This window comes from Methyloversatilis sp. (genome assembly GCF_030698125.1).
Lineage (GTDB): Bacteria > Pseudomonadota > Gammaproteobacteria > Burkholderiales > Rhodocyclaceae > Methyloversatilis.
Map to the genome: position 1 here is coordinate 48,185 of NZ_JAUYNV010000058.1, position 17,758 is coordinate 65,942.

Here is a 17,758-nt window from a genome sequence, read left to right on the forward strand (position 1 = left end):
CCGCGCGATTCAGGCGGCCTCTCCACGAGGCTGTTCGAGCGCGCCGGGCTGGCGGGCAAACATCAGGATCGGGATGGCGCAAACGAAAATGACGCCGCCGACCACCGCCGTGGCGCCGAGCACCACCGAAAAGCCGCCCTGACCATGCAGCAGCGCAATCAGCGGCAGCGCGAATCCGCTGACCGTGAAGCCGAGGAAGTACCGGATCGCGAAGGCGCGGGTGCGCAAGGCGGGCGGCACGTAGCGCGCCACCATGGCATCGGTGATGACCACCTGGCCGTAGATCGACACGATCGCCAGCGTGAGCCCGAACAGCAGCGTGAAACCGGCGCCCGCGCTGGCGATGCCCAGTCCCAGCGGGGCCAGCGCCACGATGCCGATGAAGATCGCGGGCAGGCTGATGCGGTCGATCAGGCGACCCACCGCGAGCTGCGTGGCCGCGCCGAACACGAACACCACGGTCGCGAGCGATCCGGTCAGCAGCAGCGGCAGTGTCAGACCGAGCCGCTCGTCGATGATCTTGGGCAGCGCGATCGTGGTCACGTTGAAGGCGATGCCACCGGCCAGAATCGCCAGCCCGAACAGGATCATCAGCAGGCCGGGCCTGCGCACCGGCAGGGCCGGGGCGTCGTTCCTGCTGCGGCTGCCGGGCACGCCGTCGCTGCGCACCATCCACAGGAAGGCTGCGCCGGCCAAAGCGCACACCAGGGCGGGCAGCAGGAAGGCAAGGCGCCAGCCCAGCGTGACCGCAATCAGCGCGGTCACGCCCGAAGCGGCGGCGGCCCCCAGATTGCCCCACACGCCGTTCCAGCCGAGATCGCGTCCGAGCCGGCTCGCGTGAGTGACCAGCATGGCCGATCCGATCGGATGGTAGATGGCGGAAAAGATGCCCAGCAGCAGCAGCCAGCCAGCGAAGGCGGTGGGCGATGTCGCCGTCGACAGGCCGGCGCACGCTGCGGCGCAGCCGAGGTAGAAGATGCCCAGCATGTTGCGGCGGCCGAGCCGCTCCGCCGCCCAGCCCGATGGCAGCGCAAAAAGACCGAAGGCGACGAACGCACCGGTGGCCAGCGCAATCAGCGTGGCGTAGTCGAGCCCGAGTTCGGTCGCGATCGCGAGTACCGCAGTCGGATAGATCAGCAGCACGAAGTGGTCGAGCGCGTGCGCGATATTGACGAAGATGACGGTGCGGCGGGACAGCGTGGCGGGGTTCATGGCGCGGGAGCTCCGTTCGATGAGGGCGGATTTCCAGCCTACGTTGACCCGTTCGCGCGTCCGGGTCGAAAATCATCGCGATCGGGCCAACCCTGGACAGACCATGTTGATGCGCTCCACCAACCCGGCAGACTTCCAGCACGTGCCGCACGCAGTGGCCGTGATGGCACGCCGGTATCCGTCGCTGTCGCATACCGGGCAGCACAGTCATGTACGGGCACAACTGCTGTACGCGATCAGCGGCCTGATGATCGCCAGAACGTCGCGCGGCACCTGGGTGATTCCACCGGGGCACGCCCTGATGATCGCCGGCGGCGTGACGCACGACATCGCCATGCACGGCGAGGTGGACATGCGTACCGCCTATCTCGTGCCCGACGACAGCGTGCGCACCGTGGCCGAACAGTGCCGCGTCATCCTCGTGTCGCCGCTGCTGGATGCCGCGCTGCAGGCGCTGGCCGACGAACCGGTGCTGTATGACCCGGCCGGACGAGGGCCGCATCTGGCCGCGCTGATCATGTCGGAAATTGCCCGCGCGCCCGCCACGCCGTTCGCGCTGCCGCTGCCGGACGATGCACGCTTGCGCAAACTGTGCGAAGCGCTGGTGAATGACCCGGCCATCGGCTTCGACATCGACACCTGGGGGCTGCAGGTCGGCGTGAGCCGGCGCACGCTGACGCGCCGCTTCAGGGCGGAAACCGGTCTCAGCTTCGGTGAATGGCGGCGGCGCCTGCGGCTGCTGCACACCTTGATGAAGCAGGCGGAGGGCAGCGCGCCGAAGGACGTGGCGCGCCGCGTCGGCTATCGCAGCACGCAGGCACTGCAGGCGATGATGCGGCGCCTGCTCAAGAACGAGCCCGCCGGTCCGGCGTCACGCTGAATGCCGGCCCGACCGTCATCGTTCAGCGACTGAAGGGGTCGTCACGGGTGTCGCGCACCGCATTCGCGCGCGCCGCCTGCTCCCGTGCCTGAGCCTCAAGCGCGCGCTGGCGTTCCTGCTCCTGCGCCTTTTCCAGCTGTGCGCGCAATTCCTCGAACTGCTTGTCGAGCTTGGCCTGAAGGGCCAGCTTCTCGTCGGTGCTCTTGTCGGCATGGCGCTCGTCGAACTTCTCCTGCAGCGTGGCGAGCTTGCCGTCGAGTTCCTGCTTCTTCTGCGCGAACGTCTGGTCTATGGCCTCCAGCGTCTTGCCAAGCTGCGGATCGAGATCGACACGCCGCACTTCGTCGAGCAGGGCGTTTTCCCGTTCGGTTTCCTTCGAGTTGATGTGCGAATCGGCCAGCGCATCGACCAGCATGCCGCGGTTCTTCATGTGCATTTCGACATGCTCGACCGCCTGAACGATCTGCTGTCCCACGGGGCCGTTCAGCGCGCCTTCCAGCACGACATCGCCGAACTGCGCGACCTTGTCCACATCTTCCAGAAGAAGCTCCGTGACCGGCGCCGACGTGGGCTTCAGGTCCAGGGCCATCGCCTGCTCCTGTGCTCGCATCGCGTGGTCGATCTGCCGATCGACCACGGCCAGATCGGCGTCGATCTGCGGTATTGCGCGTGCCGCCGGAACCTGCCCCTGCGCTGCTGGCTGGCTCTTGGCCATGTCCTGCTGCCGGATGGCTTCCATGTACTCGTTGCGCAGTTCGGTGCGCCGGGCGTTCAGCCGAGCCAGTTCTGCCTGGTAGTCGATGCCGTCACTCATGGCGTGCTCCCGCGGGTCGTCATACGCTGCCCATGCGCGCCTTCAGGCCTTCGTTGCGCCACGCATAGTCCTTGCTGACCTTGGCCGGACGCGCCGCCAGACCGAGCACGATCTGCTGTTCGCGGTAGTTGGGGCCGGCCAGTTCCGACGCCTCGACCAGCTTCTTGCGCGAACCATCGAGCGCATCGACGAAGCCGATCTCGTCCGACAGCCGTTCGGCCAGACCGTCGGCGCCGGTCGGGTTCATGAAGATGCGTACCGCGCAGCTGCCCAGCATGCCGTCGGCGTTCTTGTAGGCATTGCGCAACTGCCCTACGCTCTGCGCGAACATCCACAGCCGCAGGCCGTACTTGCGGCCGATGTTGAGCGCCTCGTCGACCGGCGGCATTTCCTTCAGGCGCGGCAGCTCGTCGAGCATGATCAGGATCGGCGCCGAACCGCGCGCCGGCACCTTGCCGCCGGTCAGCATGCGGATGTGCTGGCCGATGAACACGCGCAGCAGCGACAGATAGGATTCGACCGCATTGGGCGGCACGACGATGTAGATGGTCGGGTTGCTGCCGTTGCGCAGATCTTCCGGACTCCAGTCGGAGCGATCGGTGATGCGTGCCACCCGTTCGCCGGTCCATGCGTTGAGGCTGGAACGTGCCGTCTGCAGCACGCTGGAGCGGGTTTTCTCCGGCATTTCGCCGAGCGCGGTGGCGGTCTGCATCATGACACGCACGTCCACCGCGATCTTCAGTTCGAGAATCATGGTGTCCCAGGCCTCGCCGCCGAACATCACGTCGAGTACCGCATGCATCGGCCGCTTGTCCGGCGGGTTCTGGTAGCACACGTTGGCGATGGCGGCGCACAGCACGGTGCGCGCCTCGTTCTCCCAGAACGGATCGGCGGCGCCGCTGGGCACGATCATCATGTCGGCCAGAAGGCGCGCATCTTCCCAGATGAATTCCGGTGCGCTGCGCACGAAGGCGAGCGGGTTGTAGTGATGGCTCTGATCCGGTTCGAGCGGATTGAAACGGAATACCGGGCCGACGTTCTCGGCGCGCCACTTGCTGGTGTTCTCGTAGATGTCCCCCGACACGTCGAGCACCACCGCCGGTCCCGGCCACGCAAGCAGATTCGGGAATACATTGCACTGCGTCTTGCCCGAGCCCGGCGGCGCAATGGTGACCATCGAACCTTCACCCGAATAGGTCAGCGGCGTACCGTCGGCAAACGAGCCGATGTACAGCGGAAAACTGCCTGACTCGGCGAATACGGTCTTGCCGATGTCGGCCGGCCGCAGCCAGGTGCTGCCACCGCCGATCAGCTGGTCGCTGGCGTCCTGCACGAGCTCGCGGATGCCCGCCGGCAGGTCGGGCTTGCCCTTCAGTTCGGCGAGATGGCTCAGGATTTTCGTGATGACGTTGTCGACCGAAAAATGGAGCCGCTCGACGGCATGGTCAAGCGCCTGACGCGGTGTCCTGGTCTCGCCGATCGCGTCGCCCAGATTCCACTGCGAGGCGCCGCTGGTCCCCTTGCCCTGCGACCACACCAGCGCAAATCGCCAGCCACGGTAGAGCGGATCCTTGCCGTCAGCCGAACTGTTGAGCAGTTCGGCGATGCGCAGGAATTCGCGTTCCTTGTTGTCCATCGCCGCAAGGCTGCGGCTGACGGTTGTCCAGTAGTAGGCGTCCATCCAGCGGTTGTTCTCGCCCGCGTACTGCCAGGTGCAGTAGTGGCTCACATCAAGCGTCTGCGACCGTTCGGTGAACAAGGCATCGATCACCGGCACGCGCGCCGCATGGGTCGGGCCGAGACTCTGCAGCCACTGCGCGGCCGCTTCGTCGGCCTTCTTCTTCAGATCCTTTTCCTTCGAAAAGGTCACCTTCTCTGCGCCCTTCGGCTTGAACCACAGCCAGCCGCATATCCCGAGCACGATGGCGCTTCCGAGGACATCGAGCACCCAGGTCGCGATGATGCCCACGATGACCGCGACGAAATGCAGCCTGAACCACTGCGGAAGGAAGGCGGCGAAGTCCGCCGGCACCCGGGCCGAGTCGGCGCCCGCCAGCTTCCTGCGGTGCCAGAAGAAACCGAGCGCTGCAAATCCGGCCAGAAAGATACCGATGCTGAACAGTCTGAAGAAGAACTCCATGCCTACTGACTCCCGGTTGATCGGCAATCCGCATCGGGCCGGAAACGGTGACCTGTCCGTTCCGGCGTCGCGTCGTTCTGCTGCGCGCGGATGCACCAGTTTTTTTGTATCGAGCTGTCGAACGGGGCTGACCGCCCCGGGGGGAGTTTGCGGGCGCTGGCGCGCAGGCGCAAGGCTTGCGGCTCGTGACCGACCGATCGCGAGGCACCATGACACGCCGCCCGATACGTCAATCGACGTATTGGCGCGCGGCACTGCGTTTGCACAATGGACAGTCACTTCCATTCTGCCAGCGAGGATTTCATGCACCACGGAGACATTTCGAGCAGCAAGGACACGGTCGGCGTCGCGGTCGTCAACTACAAGATGCCGCGCCTGCACACCAAGGCGGAAGTGCTCGACAACGCACGCAAGATCGGCGAAATGCTGATCGGCATGAAGGCCGGCCTGCCCGGCCTCGATCTCGTCATCTTCCCGGAGTACAGCACCCACGGGATCATGTACGACTCGAAGGAAATGTATGACACGGCGACCACCGTGCCCGGCGACGAGACGGCGATCTTTGCCGAAGCCTGCCGCAAGGCCAAGGTGTGGGGCGTGTTTTCGCTGACCGGCGAGCAGCACGAGGAACATCCGAACAAGGCGCCGTACAACACGCTCATCCTGATGAACGACCAGGGCGAGGTGGTGCAGAAGTACCGCAAGATCATGCCTTGGGTGCCGATCGAAGGCTGGTATCCGGGCGACTGCACCTATGTGTCCGAAGGCCCCAAGGGTCTGAAGGTCAGCCTGATCATCTGCGACGACGGCAATTACCCGGAAATCTGGCGCGACTGCGCGATGAAGGGCGCCGAACTGATCGTGCGCTGCCAGGGCTACATGTATCCGGCCAAGGAACAGCAGATCATGATTTCGAAGGCGATGGCCTTCGCCAACAACGTCTATGTCGCGGTATCGAACGCGGCCGGCTTCGATGGCGTTTACTCCTACTTCGGCCACTCGGCCATCATCGGATTCGATGGCCGCACGCTGGGCGAATGCGGCGAAGAAGAGATGGGTCTGCAGTACGCCGCACTGTCCAAGAGCCTGATCCGCGACTTCCGCAAGAACGGCCAGTCGGAGAATCACCTGTTCAAGCTGCTGCACCGCGGCTACACCGGCCTGATCAATTCGCGCGAAGGCGACAAGGGCGTGGCGGCCTGCCCGTACGACTTCTACTCGAAGTGGATCAACGATCCGGAAGGCACGCGCAAGGCGGTCGAAGCGTTCACGCGCGACACCGTCGGCACCGAGGAATGTCCGATCGAAGGGCTGCCCAACCCGGCCACGATCGGTCACAAGTGAAGGCCGAGGTGCCGCCGGCCGATCCTCTGTCGGACTGGCGCGTCGCCGACGAGCCGTACTACGCGGCCGCCGGCGACGAGGTCGACGCCTTCGAGGCGGCGCATGCGCGCCACCTGCCGGTCATGCTCAAAGGACCGACCGGCTGCGGCAAGACGCGCTTCGTCGAATACATGGCGTGGAAGCTCGGCCTGCCGCTGATCACGGTTGCGTGTCATGAAGATCTGACGGCCGGCGACCTGATCGGGCGCTTCCTGCTCGATGCCGCCGGCACGCGCTGGCAGGACGGCCCGCTGACGCGCGCGGTGCGCTTCGGCGCGATCTGCTATCTCGACGAGGTGGTCGAGGCGCGTGCCGACACCACCGTGCTCATCCACCCGCTGACCGACGCACGGCGCCAGCTGCCGCTGGCCGCGACCGGCGAACTGCTGCACGCGCACCCGGATTTCCGGCTGGTCGTGTCGTACAACCCGGGCTACCACGGCCTGCACAAGACGCTCAAGCCGTCGACCCGGCAGCGCTTCACCGCGCTCGAATTCGGCTATCCGGACGCCTCTCACGAGTGCGCCATCGTCATGCACGAGAGCGGTGTCGAGGCCGACACCGCGCGCCAGCTGGTGGCGCTCGCCGAGCGCACGCGCCGGCTGGCCGGTGACGGCCTGGACGAAGGGGCCAGCACGCGCATGCTGATCCACGCCGGCGCGCTGATCGCGCAGGGCCTGTCCGCGCGCTCTGCCTGCCGGCAGGCGGTTGCCGGCCCGCTGACCGACGACCGCGAGGTCGCAGCGGCGCTGATCGCGGCCATCGATGCCTGCTTCGCCTGACCGCGCAAGTTCGCGCGCGCTGTCGCTCTACCTGCGCGCGCTGTGGGATGTCGCGCCCAGGCTGACCGCGCTGCCGGCAGCCAATGACGCGGCGCGCCCGATACTGGGCATCGAAGGCAGCCGGCCGGTGCTGCATCTGCCGGCCACGGGCGACGCAGCACTGCAGCGCGCCCGCGCCGCGCACGCGGCCGCGCATCTGAGTTTCGGCGGCGAGCCGTTCGAGCGCGCCCGGCTCAAGCCGGTGCAGCGCGCCTTGCTCGAAATCCTCGAAGACGCGCGGGTCGAATGGCTGGCCATGCAGGCGCTGCCCGGTCTGCGCCGGCTGTGGGCGCCGCACCACGTTGCCGATGCCAGCTGGGGCAACGGTGCCGAAGCGCTGCTGGCGCGGCTGTCGCGCTGTCTTTTCGACCCGTCGCACGAAGATGGCCACGCCTGGATGGCGAAGGTGCGCGGCCTGTTCTTCACGCCGCACGGTGCGTTGGCGCTCGAAACTCCAGCACAGCTGCGCGAGGCTGCGTCGCGGCTCGGCAACGACGTCGGCCAGATGCGGCTGCGCCTGAACCCCGGTGGCTGGCAGATCGAACCCGTCGCCTACCGCGACGACAATCACCATCTGTGGACGCGTGACGACACGCTGCCGCCGTCGGCTACCCCCCTGGAGCAGGAACTGCCCGATGCCAACGGTGCGTCGGGCGATGACGACGCCGACACGACCTTTGAACGGCCGCCGCCGCAAGGCACACCGGGCAGCGACGCCGGTGACGCTGCGACGAGCGTGCTGCAGATCGAGGCTGCGCTGCGCACCGCCACCTATCCGGAATGGGACCGCCTGATCGGCCGGGCCAGACCCGACTGGTGCACCGTGATCGAAACCCATGCGCCCCGGGTGGACGCTTCCGCCTTGCGCGCCGGACTGGAACGTCACCTCGCGCGCACGGTGCGCCTGCTGCAGGCGGCTGCCGTATCGGATCGACGACCGACGCAGGGCCGGAACAAGGACGGCGACCTGCTGCACACCGGCGCACTGATCGACGCCGGCATCGCGTTGCGTGCCGGACACGACCCGGAGCGCCGGCTCTATCGCGACAGCGCGGCCCGGGTCGACGCGCTCGACGTGTTGCTGCTGCTCGACACCTCCGCCTCTACCGCTGCGGTGCTGCCGTCAGGCCGCACGGTGCTGGAGGCGCTGTGCGAAGCCGCGCTGCTCGCTGCCGCGGCGCTGGAGGCGACCGGCCATCGCTGCACCCTTCAGGCCTTCGCATCGGACACGCGCCATCGCGTACGCGTGCAGCGCGTGAAAGACCGCGAAGAAATGGCCTGCGACGACGCCGTACTGGCACGCGCCGGCGGTCTGGTCAGCGCCGGCTCGACCCGCATGGGCGCTGCACTGCGCCACGCCACGGCACAACTGCCGGCACGGTCGCGCAGCCTCATCCTGCTGCTGACCGATGGCGAACCGCACGACGTCGATATCCACGACCCGCGCTATCTGACCGAAGACCTTGCGCATGCGCTGGCCGACGCGCGCCGCGCCGGTATTTCGGTCGCCTGCCTGCACAGCGCCCCCGAAGGCGCCTCGTCGGCGCTGCGCCGCGTGTTCCCGCCCGGCGCCTACCTGCCGCTTGGCAGCGCCAGGCACTTGCCGCACCTCCTCATCCGCCAGATGCAACATGCGACCCGCAAGTTCTGACCTTGCCCCTTGCCCCTTGCACCTTGAATCTTGAACCTCACCCATTGGCCGTCTGGAAGTGGTCGATGAACACGCGCAGCCGCGCCGGCATCTGCGCGCGGCTGGGGAAATAGAGATGAAAGGCGGACAGCGGCATTTCGAACGGTTCGAGCACGCGCACCAGGCGGCCACCGGCCAGATCGGCGGCGACCAGCGATTCGAGTGATTGCGCCAGCCCGAAGCCGCGGCAGGCGAGGTCGATTTCGGCCTCGGCGTCATTGACGATGAAGCGGCCGCCGACCTCGACTTCGAGCGTGCGGTCGTCGCGCTGGAACACCCAGCGCGCGGTACGCCCGCTCGACAGATAGCGGTAGCGCACGCACTCATGCGCGGCGAGGTCTTCGGGCGTGCGCGGCGCCGGGCGCCGGGCGAGGTAATCCGGCGCGGCGATGGTGATCATGCGTTGCGCGGCGCCGATGCGCACCGCCACCATGTCGGCTTCGATGCTTTCGCCCAGTCGCATGCCGGCATCGAAGCGCGCAGCGACGATGTCGGCCAGGCCGTCGTCGAGCGCGAATTCGAGCCCGACTTCGGGGTGGTGCACCGCGAAGCTGGCCAGATGCGGCGCGATCAGCAGGCCGTAGGCGACGCGCGGCATGTTGATGCGCACCGTGCCGGTGGCCTGGCCGCGCGACTGCGCCAGCAGTTCGAGCGCGCTGCCCAGTTCGTCCAGTCCGACGCGCACGCCGTCGTAGAACCGTTCGCCCTCTTCGGTCAGCGCGACGCGGCGCGTGGTGCGGGTGAGCAGGCGCACGCCGAGGCGTTGTTCGAGCCCGCGCACCGACTGCGAAAGCGCCGACGCCGACACGCCCAGTTCAGCCGCCGCACGCGAAAAACTGGCATGCCGTGCGACGCATTCGAAGGCCGTCAGCGCGGGCAGGATGGCAGCGTCAATCTTTAAGTCTGGCTTCATAGGTCTTGCAAGATTAACCAGTCGACCTAATAAAACAAAGCGGATACCGTGCAGTCCATTGCATACCGCTGCGTCATTCGCGTGCGTCTGCGGCGCAGCGTTGCGGCTGCTGCTGCCTTTACCGGAGGATTCCCATGGCAAAGATCAACCTGAATGGCCGCGACGTCGCGGTCGACCTGCCCGACGACACCCCGCTGCTGTGGGCGCTGCGTGACGGCCTGGACATGACCGGCACCAAGTACGGCTGCGGCATCGCCATGTGCGGCGCCTGTACGGTGCATGTCGATGGACAGCCCACGCGTTCCTGTGTCACGCCGCTGTCGGCCGTTGCAGGCAAGAAGATCACCACCATCGAAGCGGTCGGCGAAGCGAAGGTCGGGGCCGCCGTGCAGGCGGCCTGGCAGAAGCTGGACGTGGTGCAGTGCGGCTACTGCCAGTCGGGTCAGATCATGTCGGCCACCGCGCTGCTGGCGAGCAACCCCAAGCCCAGCGATGCCGACATCGACGCCGCGATGAGCGGCAACGTGTGTCGCTGCGCCACCTATGTCCGCATCCGTGCGGCCATCCACGAAGCCGCCAAGACACTGGCTTGAGGAGCGCACCCATGAACTTCAGGATAGAGAATGCATTCCAGACGACCCGTCGCGGTTTTCTGAAGGGCGGCGCCGGTCTGGCGCTGGCCATCGTCACGCCGGTCATGGCTGACACCCCTGCAGCAGGTCCCGGTCTGGCCGGCAGCACCATGGTCGACGGCGAATTCTCGCCCAGCGCCTTCATCCGCATCGGCACCGACGGCATGGTGACCATCGTGTCCAAGCACCTCGAAATGGGTCAGGGCGTCTACACCGGGCTGGCCACGCTGGTGGCCGAAGAGCTGGACGCCGACTGGTCGAAGGTGAAGGTCGAAGGCGCGCCGGCGGATGCCAAACGCTACAACAACCTGTTCTGGGGCCCGGCACAGGGCACCGGCGGCAGCACCGCGATCGCCAATTCGTTCGAACAGATGCGCCGCGCCGGGGCCACCGCGCGCGCCATGCTGGTGGCCGCTGCCGCCGAGCAGTGGAAGGTGCCGGCCAGCCAGATCAGCGTGAAGGCGGGCGTCGTGTCGCACGCGGCCAGCGGCAGGAAGGCCGGCTTCGGCGAACTGGCGGAAGCGGCCGGCCGGCAGGCGGTGCCGGCCGAAGTGAAGCTGAAGGACGCGAAGGACTTCACGCTGATCGGTCGCTCGGCACCGCGCGTCGACAGCGTATCCAAGACCACCGGCCGCGCCATCTTCACGCAGGACGTGAAGCTGCCCGGCATGCTGACCGCCGTGGTCGCCCACCCGCCGCGCTTCGGCGGCAAGGTTGCGTCGGTCGACGACAAGGCGGCGCGTGCCATCGCGGGTGTGACCGACGTGGTCACCATTCCGAATGGCGTGGCCGTGCTGGCGAAGGATTTCTGGAGCGCGAAGAAAGGCCGCGACGCGCTGAAGATCGAGTGGGACGAATCCGCCGCCTACCGTGGCAGCAGCGACGCCATCGTCGCCCGCTACCGCGAACTGGCGCAGACGCCGGGTCTGGCCGCGCGCAAGGACGGCGATGCCGAAGCGGCGCTGGGTGCGGCCGGCAAGGTGATCGAGGCGGAATTCGCCTTCCCCTTCCTGGCCCATGCATCGATGGAGCCGTTGAACTGCGTCATGAAGCTCGACGCCACCGGCTGCGAGGTATGGAACGGCGAACAGCTGCACACCGGCGACCAGTTTGCGCTGGCGAAGATGTTCGGCCTGAAGCTCGAGCAGGTGAAGCTCAACATGGTGTACGCGGGCGGCAGCTTCGGTCGGCGTGCCAATCCGCAGTCGGATTACCTGCTCGAAACCGCGCAGATCGTGCAGGCCATCAATGGCCGGGCACCGGTCAAGCTGGTGTGGACACGCGAAGACGACACGCGCGGCGGCTACTACCGGCCGATCTATCTGCACCGGGTGCGCGCCGCGCTCGACGCGAAAGGCATGCCGGTCGCCTGGCAGCAGCGCATCGTCGGCCAGTCGATCGCCGCCGGTTCGCCGTTCGAAGGCATGCTGGTCAAGGACGGCATCGACATGCTGTCGGTCGAGGGCGCGTCCACGCTGCCCTACGCCATTCCGAACCTGAATGTCGACCTGCACACCACCAACAGCGAAGTGAAGGTGCCGGTGCAGTGGTGGCGCTCGGTCGGTTCGACCCACACCGGTTTCGCGACCGAAGTGTTCATCGACGAACTGGCCGGCGTCGCCGGCAAGGACCCGGTCGCCTACCGCATGGCGCTGCTGGACAAGCATCCGCGCCATGCCGGCGTGCTGAAGCTGGCGGCCGAGAAGGCCGGCTGGAACAAGCCGCTGGCGCCATCGAAGGACGGCGCGAAGCGCGGCCGCGGTGTGGCGGTGCATGAATCGTTCGCCAGCTTCGTCGCCCAGGTGGTCGAGGTGACGGTGCAGAAGGACGGCACATTCAAGGTCGATCGCGTGGTGTGCGCGGTCGATTGCGGCATCGCGGTCAATCCGGACGTGATCGCCGCGCAGATGGAAGGTGGCATCGGCTACGCGCTGGCTGCCGCGCTGACCGGATCGATCACGCTGAAGGACGGTGTGGTCGAACAGTCGAATTTCAACGACTACCCGGTGCTGCGCATCAACGAAATGCCGAAGGTCGAGGTGCACATCGTGAAGTCGGCCGCCAAGCCCACCGGCGTCGGCGAGCCGGGTGTGCCGCCGCTGGCGCCGGCGCTGGTGAATGCATTGCATGCTGCAACCGGCAAACGTATCCGCACGCTGCCGATCGGCGAGCAGTTGCAGACGGCATAGTCGGGCATGTTGGGCATCGCTGCGCTCACCCCAACCTACGTTGCACTTCGCACGGTCCGGCACGTAGGTTGGGGTGAGCGCAGCGATGCCCAACATCACCCCGCACAGAAACGCGCAGGACTCGTAGGTTGGGGTGAGCGCAGCGATGCCCAACATCACCCTCTCCAGGAAAGGTACCGATAAACCATGGACAGTCTCGATCTCGAAGTTCTGACCCGCGCGCGCGACTGGCTGCGCACCGGTCACCGCGTCATGCTGGCCACCGTGGTGCGCACCTGGGGTTCGTCGCCGCGCCCGCCCGGCGCACTGCTGGCGCTGCGCGACGACGGCCGTGCGGTGGGTTCGGTGTCCGGCGGCTGCATCGAGGACGACCTCATCTTCCGGCTGCGGCGCGACGGTCTGCCGAGCGCGGCGCACGTCGTGAGCTACGGCGTCAGCGCCGACGAGGCGCGCCGTTTCGGTCTGCCGTGCGGCGGTACGCTGCAGCTGGTGCTCGAGCCACTGGCCGACGCGGCTGAACTCGACGATCTGCTGACCCGACTGGGCCGCGGCGAACTGCTGACGCGCCGGCTCGATCTGGCCAGCGGTCGCGCCACGCTCGGCGTCGGCCACGCCGACCAGGCGCTGCATTTCGACGGCCACACGCTGATCAGCGTGTTCGGCCCGCGTTACCGGCTGCTGCTGATCGGCGCCGGCCAGCTGTCGGCCAGTCTGGCGCGCATTGCGCAGTCGCTCGATTTCGCGGTCACCGTGTGCGATCCGCGCGAGGAATACAGCGACGAGTGGGCCGTGCCCGGCAGCACGCTGTCGCGTGACATGCCGGACGATCTGGTGATCGCGATGCAGCCGGATGCCCGCATGGCGGTGATCGCGCTGTCGCACGATCCGAAGCTGGATGACCTGGCGCTGATGGAGGCACTGAAGACGCCCGCCTTCTATGTCGCCGCCCTTGGCTCGCGTCGCAACAACGATGCGCGGCGCGAGCGACTGAAGGAATTCGACGTCAGCGACGCCCAGCTTGACCGTCTGCGCGGTCCGGCCGGTGTGTATATCGGCAGCCGTACGCCGGCCGAAATCGCGGTGTCGATCGCGGCCGAACTGGTGGCGATGAAGAACGGCGCTGCCGCCGACACATTGTTGAACGTGCGCGACGCCAAGTCCGCACTCGACATCGCCGCCGACACGTTGTCGTCGTGCGCGGCGGGTCGTTACTGAGTTCCGCTCCGATGGGCGCGCGCAGGCCCGGTATCCGGCCGCCCGTCGCGACGCTCTCCCCTCCGCTGCGCGTCTGGCTGGCTGACGCGCCGCGGTCTGGGCGTGCCCGTCGGACGCGGAACATCTGCTGATGCAGGGCATCCTGCTCGCCGCCGGCTACGGCCGGCGCTTCGACCCGAGCGGGCAGACCAGCAAGCTGCTGGCGCGTCTGTCCGATGGTCAGACCGTCGCCGCCCAGGCGGCGCGCACGCTGTGCGCGGCGCTGCCCGGCAGTCTTGCGGTGATCCGGCCCGGTCAGACCGAGCTGGCCGCGCAGCTGCGCGAGGCCGGCTGTCACATTCTCGAAAGCAGTGAAGCCGAAGCCGGCATGGGCAGCGCGCTGGCACATGCGGTTCGCGCTACGGCAACGGCCGAAGGCTGGCTGCTTGCGCTGGCTGACATGCCGTGGGTGCCCGTCGCCGCCATCCTTGCCGTGGCCAGTGCCATCGACACCCCGAACCGCATCGCCGCCGCCGCGTTCGACGGCCAACGCGGCCATCCGGTCGCCTTCGGCGCGCACTGGGCGCCACAACTGTCCGTCCTCAACGGCGACCGCGGCGCCCGCGACCTGCTGCGCGGCCCTGACCTGCGGCTGATCGACGCCGGCACCGCCGACGTGCTGCGCGACATCGACCTGCCCGCCGACCTTCCGCGCTGACAGCGGCCGCGCGTGACGACCGCATACGGTCGCCGCCGGCGCGCTCGAGCCTGCGAAGGTTCATAATCCGCGTACTCGTCTCGTCAGGTATGCGCGATGCCAAACGCCGATTCGTCCGAAGCCCCTGCCGTTGATCCCGGTACATCGCTGACCGAGCAGATGCGCTGGCTGCATGCACGGGTGCGCCATCATCATCCGCAGGTGCACCGCATCGCCATCGCGCTGTATGACAGCCGGCACGACATGCTGAAGACCTATGTCGACAGTGGCGACGTGCCGGACCGACTGGCCTTGTACGAGCGCCCCCTGGCCGACGTCCCTTCCCTGTTCGATCTGGCGCACAACCACTCCGCGCGGGTCATTCACGACATGGCGCGCTTGCCGCCTCCGCATGGCGAGCACACGTTGTGGCTGCTGTCGCATGGCTATCGCAGCAGCTATACGGTGCCGCTCTACCAGTCGGCGAAGCTGCTCGGCTTCCTGTTCTTCGATTCGCGCAGACCGGGCCTCTTCGACAGCCCCTTGCTGCATGCACTGCAGATGTACGTGCAGCTGTGCCGGCTGTCGGTGCTCAACATGTTCAACCTGTGGCAGGCGGTCGCGGGGATCGCCACGAACGCGGGCGCAAGGGCGCACCTGCGCGACATCGAAACCGGTCGTCACCTCGACCGCATGTCGAGCTACAGCCGCCTCATCGCGAAAGCCGTCGCGCCGCAGTTCGGGCGCGACGACGAATTCGTCGAACACGTGTATCTGTTTTCACCGCTGCACGACGTCGGCAAGGTGGGCGTCGCCGACAGCGTGCTGCTCAAGCCCGGGCCGCTGACGGTCGAAGAGCGTGCCGCCATGCAGGAACATGTGACGCTCGGCGCCTGGTTGATCGATTCGATGATGGAGGAGGGCGGCATCACGGCGACGCCGTATTTCGAGGTGCTGAACAACATCGTGCGCTGCCATCACGAATTCCTGGACGGCAGCGGCTACCCGCAACAGGTGGCGGGCGATGCGCTGCCGCTGGAAGCGCGCATCGTTGCGATCGCCGACATATTCGACGCGCTCACGTCGGTACGCCCCTACCGCACGCCGTGCAGCAATGACGAAGCGCTGACCGAACTGCAGCGCATGGCCGACGCCGGCCAGCTTGATCCGCATTGCGTGTCGGCACTCGCGTGCTCGCGTGGCAGCGTGACGGGCATCCAGCAGAAATTCGGCCTGACCGCCTGACGGGGGCGCCGACGCTAGTTCGGACCCGTCTCGATCCAGCCTTCGCAGGCGGGTCGATCCACGCTGCGCACCTGCATCCAGCGCTTGATCGCACCACCGCGCTCGCGCGGCCATCGCGTTTCGCGGAAATCGAGCACCGTGAACGCTTCCTTGTCGGCCTGACGGCCACGCAACGCCCTGATCTGTTCGCGGTTGTAGGCGCAGACCGATGACTGCATCTGCTGGATCGACCGGGTGAGGCTGTGACGTTGCTGCATCGTTTCGCTGCCGGTTTCCGGCTGCGGAAACAGCGGCAGCCTGACGGTGAGCACGCCGTCGATGCCCTCGAACGGCAGCTTCACGGTATCGCCGACGGCGGGGGGTGCGGCCTGGGCGGCTGTCATGCAGGCGAGTGCCGCGAGGGCTGGCAGAAGTTTCGGGGTCATCGGTCGTCGCGTCGGCTGGACAAGGTGGCGATGGTACCGAACATTCATCCGCCGCCCCAGCGCGCGCGGTGGCGCCGGCTTCGGCCCGGAACGGTGCCTGGTCGGGCAGGCGCGGTTTGCTGCCGGCAGCACCGACGTGTTGCGCGATATCAGACATCCGCTGGATCTGCGGCACGCGGATCGAGCCGCCATCGTGTCCGGCAGCGCTGCCCGTCAAAGCCGGCTCCGGGGCTGGCGTAACTTGTGCTTCAAGCGAATTGACCGCGCGCCACCCGACGCGGGGTAAAGTTTCCTCGATAGCGCACGTTATAAATGTTCATAAGTCCGCCCAGCATGATCATGTGTTCGATGACCCGACAGACTGCATCCGAAGGACTCGAAGAAGGGGTCGATTCATCGTTGTCTGACGAGATGATGTGGCTGCACGAACACGTGCTGCAACGCCATTCGACGGTGCATCGCATCGCGGTCGCGCTGTACGACAGTCGGCATGACCTGCTGAAGACCTATGTCAACAGCAGCGATGTGCCGAATCCGCTGTCGCTCTACCAGCAGCCGCTCGATGAGATGCCATCGCTGTCTGATCTGGCGCAGCGCCACGCGAGCCGCGTCATCAGCGATCTGGCGCAGCTGCCCGGCCCGCACGCCGAGCACACGCGCTGGCTGATCGACCAGGGTTATCGCAGCAGCTACACGGTGCCGATGTACCAGTCCGGCGGGCTGCTCGGCTTCGTATTCTTCGATTCACGGGTACCCGGCGCGTTCGACGGCGGATTGACGGCCGACCTGCAGATTTATGTCCAGCTGTGCCGCATGTCGGTGCTCAACGTGGTCAATCTGGCACACGCCGTCCAGGCCATCGTCAAGGTGGCGCGCAGTCTGACCCATCTGCGCGACATCGAAACCGGCCGCCATCTCGACCGCATGTCGAGCTACTGCCGTCTGATCGCGCGCGGCGTGGCGAAGCATTACGGCTGTGATGACGAATACATCGAACACCTCTATCTGTTCTCCCAGCTGCACGACATCGGCAAGGTGGGCATCAGCGACAGCATCCTGCTCAAGCCCGGCCGGCTGACCGACGATGAACGCCTGAACGTTCAGGGCCACGTGGTGCTTGGCGTTCAGCTGGTGGATGAGGTGATGAAAGACGCAGGGCTGGTGGAAACGCGCTATCTGTCGATGATGCGCAACGTCGTGCATTGCCACCACGAGTTCATGGACGGCAGCGGCTATCCGCGCGGGTTGGCGGGTGATGCCTTGCCGCTGGAGGGGCGCATCGGCACGATTGCCGACATTTTCGACGCGCTGACGTCGGAACGTCCTTACAAGAGGCCGTGGAGCAATGACGAGGCGCTGGGCGAGTTGGTGCGCATGAAAGACGCCGGCAAGCTCGATCCGCACTGCGTCAGCGCGTTGGTCAATGCCCGCGACGAGGTCAGGGACATCCAGCAGAAATTCGGCCTGATCGCCTGACCGGGCGGCGACCCTGATCCGGTTCCACACGGGCCGGCTCACGCAGG

General features: G+C 66.9%; 15 protein-coding genes. 10 read left to right on the plus strand and 5 right to left on the minus strand.

Translation table 11 applies throughout. The annotated features are described in order from the left end of the window. Nucleotides 1-9 precede the first annotated feature (9 nt). Entirely contained in the window at nt 10-1,212 is a 1,203-nt protein-coding gene (locus tag Q8Q80_RS19310; RefSeq protein ID WP_305634724.1) for an MFS transporter, read from the minus strand. A 103-nt stretch (nt 1,213-1,315) separates the two neighbouring features. Here Q8Q80_RS19310 and Q8Q80_RS19315 point away from each other — a divergent pair, with 103 nt between their 5' ends. Continuing rightward, complete coding sequence (locus tag Q8Q80_RS19315; protein WP_305634726.1) at nt 1,316-2,092, plus strand: helix-turn-helix domain-containing protein; 777 nt, start codon at nt 1,316-1,318, stop codon at nt 2,090-2,092. Between the two features lie 22 nt (nt 2,093-2,114). On the opposite strand, the gene Q8Q80_RS19320 is transcribed toward Q8Q80_RS19315, so the two are convergent. Continuing rightward, nucleotides 2,115-2,906 carry a hypothetical protein gene (locus tag Q8Q80_RS19320; protein WP_305634728.1) on the minus strand — a complete coding sequence of 264 codons (792 nt, stop codon included), beginning with the start codon at nt 2,904-2,906 and terminating at the stop codon, nt 2,115-2,117. Nucleotides 2,907-2,925: 19 nt separating this feature from the next. Further along, a complete protein-coding gene (locus Q8Q80_RS19325; protein ID WP_305634730.1) occupies nt 2,926-5,046 on the minus strand; it encodes a type IV secretory system conjugative DNA transfer family protein in 2,121 nt (706 codons plus the stop codon). A 303-nt stretch (nt 5,047-5,349) separates the two neighbouring features. On the opposite strand from Q8Q80_RS19325, the gene Q8Q80_RS19330 reads away from it, so the two are divergent. The 3 genes from Q8Q80_RS19330 to Q8Q80_RS19340 are packed head-to-tail and all read left to right on the plus strand — an operon-like array spanning nt 5,350 to nt 8,901. Continuing rightward, nucleotides 5,350-6,390, plus strand: a complete 1,041-nt coding sequence (locus Q8Q80_RS19330; protein WP_371132794.1) for an aliphatic amidase — start codon at nt 5,350-5,352, stop codon at nt 6,388-6,390. Then, nucleotides 6,387-7,211 carry a CbbQ/NirQ/NorQ/GpvN family protein gene (locus tag Q8Q80_RS19335; RefSeq protein WP_305634734.1) on the plus strand — a complete coding sequence of 275 codons (825 nt, stop codon included), beginning with the start codon at nt 6,387-6,389 and terminating at the stop codon, nt 7,209-7,211. Before Q8Q80_RS19330 ends, Q8Q80_RS19335 begins: the two co-directional genes overlap by 4 nt. Beyond that, nucleotides 7,195-8,901 carry a nitric oxide reductase activation protein NorD gene (locus tag Q8Q80_RS19340; RefSeq protein WP_305634736.1) on the plus strand — a complete coding sequence of 569 codons (1,707 nt, stop codon included), beginning with the start codon at nt 7,195-7,197 and terminating at the stop codon, nt 8,899-8,901. Before Q8Q80_RS19335 ends, Q8Q80_RS19340 begins: the two co-directional genes overlap by 17 nt. A 37-nt stretch (nt 8,902-8,938) precedes the next feature. Here the strand turns inward: Q8Q80_RS19340 and Q8Q80_RS19345 are convergent, their stop codons facing one another. Beyond that, nucleotides 8,939-9,853 carry a LysR family transcriptional regulator gene (locus Q8Q80_RS19345; protein WP_305634738.1) on the minus strand — a complete coding sequence of 305 codons (915 nt, stop codon included), beginning with the start codon at nt 9,851-9,853 and terminating at the stop codon, nt 8,939-8,941. A gap of 134 nt (nt 9,854-9,987) precedes the next feature. Here Q8Q80_RS19345 and Q8Q80_RS19350 point away from each other — a divergent pair, with 134 nt between their 5' ends. From Q8Q80_RS19350 to Q8Q80_RS19370, 5 genes are all read left to right on the plus strand, one after another. Beyond that, the gene (locus tag Q8Q80_RS19350) at nt 9,988-10,446 is read left to right on the plus strand and encodes a (2Fe-2S)-binding protein (protein ID WP_069039085.1); all 459 of its coding nucleotides are present in this window, start codon (nt 9,988-9,990) and stop codon (nt 10,444-10,446) included. 11 nt (nt 10,447-10,457) lie between these two features. Then, nucleotides 10,458-12,674: a xanthine dehydrogenase family protein molybdopterin-binding subunit gene (locus Q8Q80_RS19355; RefSeq protein WP_305634743.1), complete on the plus strand. Its 2,217-nt coding sequence runs from the start codon at nt 10,458-10,460 to the stop codon at nt 12,672-12,674. A 186-nt stretch (nt 12,675-12,860) separates the two neighbouring features. Continuing rightward, nucleotides 12,861-13,889 (plus strand): XdhC family protein, encoded by a 1,029-nt coding sequence (locus Q8Q80_RS19360; RefSeq protein WP_305634745.1) that lies wholly within the window; start codon nt 12,861-12,863, stop codon nt 13,887-13,889. Between the two features lie 130 nt (nt 13,890-14,019). Continuing rightward, nucleotides 14,020-14,586: a nucleotidyltransferase family protein gene (locus Q8Q80_RS19365; RefSeq protein WP_305634747.1), complete on the plus strand. Its 567-nt coding sequence runs from the start codon at nt 14,020-14,022 to the stop codon at nt 14,584-14,586. Nucleotides 14,587-14,682: 96 nt separating this feature from the next. Further along, on the plus strand, nt 14,683-15,810 hold the full coding sequence (locus tag Q8Q80_RS19370; RefSeq protein WP_305634749.1) for an HD-GYP domain-containing protein: 1,128 nt from the start codon (nt 14,683-14,685) through the stop codon (nt 15,808-15,810). 14 nt (nt 15,811-15,824) lie between these two features. Here Q8Q80_RS19370 and Q8Q80_RS19375 read toward each other — a convergent pair whose 3' ends face one another. Then, nucleotides 15,825-16,235, minus strand: coding sequence for a hypothetical protein (locus tag Q8Q80_RS19375; protein ID WP_305634751.1), 411 nt, complete (start codon nt 16,233-16,235; stop codon nt 15,825-15,827). 348 nt (nt 16,236-16,583) lie between these two features. On the opposite strand from Q8Q80_RS19375, the gene Q8Q80_RS19380 reads away from it, so the two are divergent. Next, nucleotides 16,584-17,711: an HD-GYP domain-containing protein gene (locus tag Q8Q80_RS19380; RefSeq protein WP_305634753.1), complete on the plus strand. Its 1,128-nt coding sequence runs from the start codon at nt 16,584-16,586 to the stop codon at nt 17,709-17,711. Nucleotides 17,712-17,758: the final 47 nt, after the last annotated feature.

Excerpts from the sequence above, each read along its gene's own strand:
- Q8Q80_RS19330 (WP_371132794.1), top strand. The coding sequence starts at position 5,350 with ATGCACCACGGAGACATTTCGAGCAGCAAGGACACGGTCGGCGTCGCG.
- Q8Q80_RS19310 (WP_305634724.1), bottom strand. The coding sequence starts at position 1,212 with ATGAACCCCGCCACGCTGTCCCGCCGCACCGTCATCTTCGTCAATATC.
- Q8Q80_RS19360 (WP_305634745.1), top strand. The coding sequence starts at position 12,861 with ATGGACAGTCTCGATCTCGAAGTTCTGACCCGCGCGCGCGACTGGCTG.
- Q8Q80_RS19325 (WP_305634730.1), bottom strand. The coding sequence starts at position 5,046 with ATGGAGTTCTTCTTCAGACTGTTCAGCATCGGTATCTTTCTGGCCGGA.
- Q8Q80_RS19320 (WP_305634728.1), bottom strand. The coding sequence starts at position 2,906 with ATGAGTGACGGCATCGACTACCAGGCAGAACTGGCTCGGCTGAACGCC.
- Q8Q80_RS19375 (WP_305634751.1), bottom strand. The coding sequence starts at position 16,235 with ATGACCCCGAAACTTCTGCCAGCCCTCGCGGCACTCGCCTGCATGACA.
- Q8Q80_RS19315 (WP_305634726.1), top strand. The coding sequence starts at position 1,316 with ATGTTGATGCGCTCCACCAACCCGGCAGACTTCCAGCACGTGCCGCAC.
- Q8Q80_RS19380 (WP_305634753.1), top strand. The coding sequence starts at position 16,584 with ATGACCCGACAGACTGCATCCGAAGGACTCGAAGAAGGGGTCGATTCA.
- Q8Q80_RS19370 (WP_305634749.1), top strand. The coding sequence starts at position 14,683 with ATGCCAAACGCCGATTCGTCCGAAGCCCCTGCCGTTGATCCCGGTACA.
- Q8Q80_RS19355 (WP_305634743.1), top strand. The coding sequence starts at position 10,458 with ATGAACTTCAGGATAGAGAATGCATTCCAGACGACCCGTCGCGGTTTT.
- Q8Q80_RS19365 (WP_305634747.1), top strand. The coding sequence starts at position 14,020 with ATGCAGGGCATCCTGCTCGCCGCCGGCTACGGCCGGCGCTTCGACCCG.
- Q8Q80_RS19345 (WP_305634738.1), bottom strand. The coding sequence starts at position 9,853 with ATGAAGCCAGACTTAAAGATTGACGCTGCCATCCTGCCCGCGCTGACG.
- Q8Q80_RS19350 (WP_069039085.1), top strand. The coding sequence starts at position 9,988 with ATGGCAAAGATCAACCTGAATGGCCGCGACGTCGCGGTCGACCTGCCC.
- Q8Q80_RS19340 (WP_305634736.1), top strand. The coding sequence starts at position 7,195 with ATGCCTGCTTCGCCTGACCGCGCAAGTTCGCGCGCGCTGTCGCTCTAC.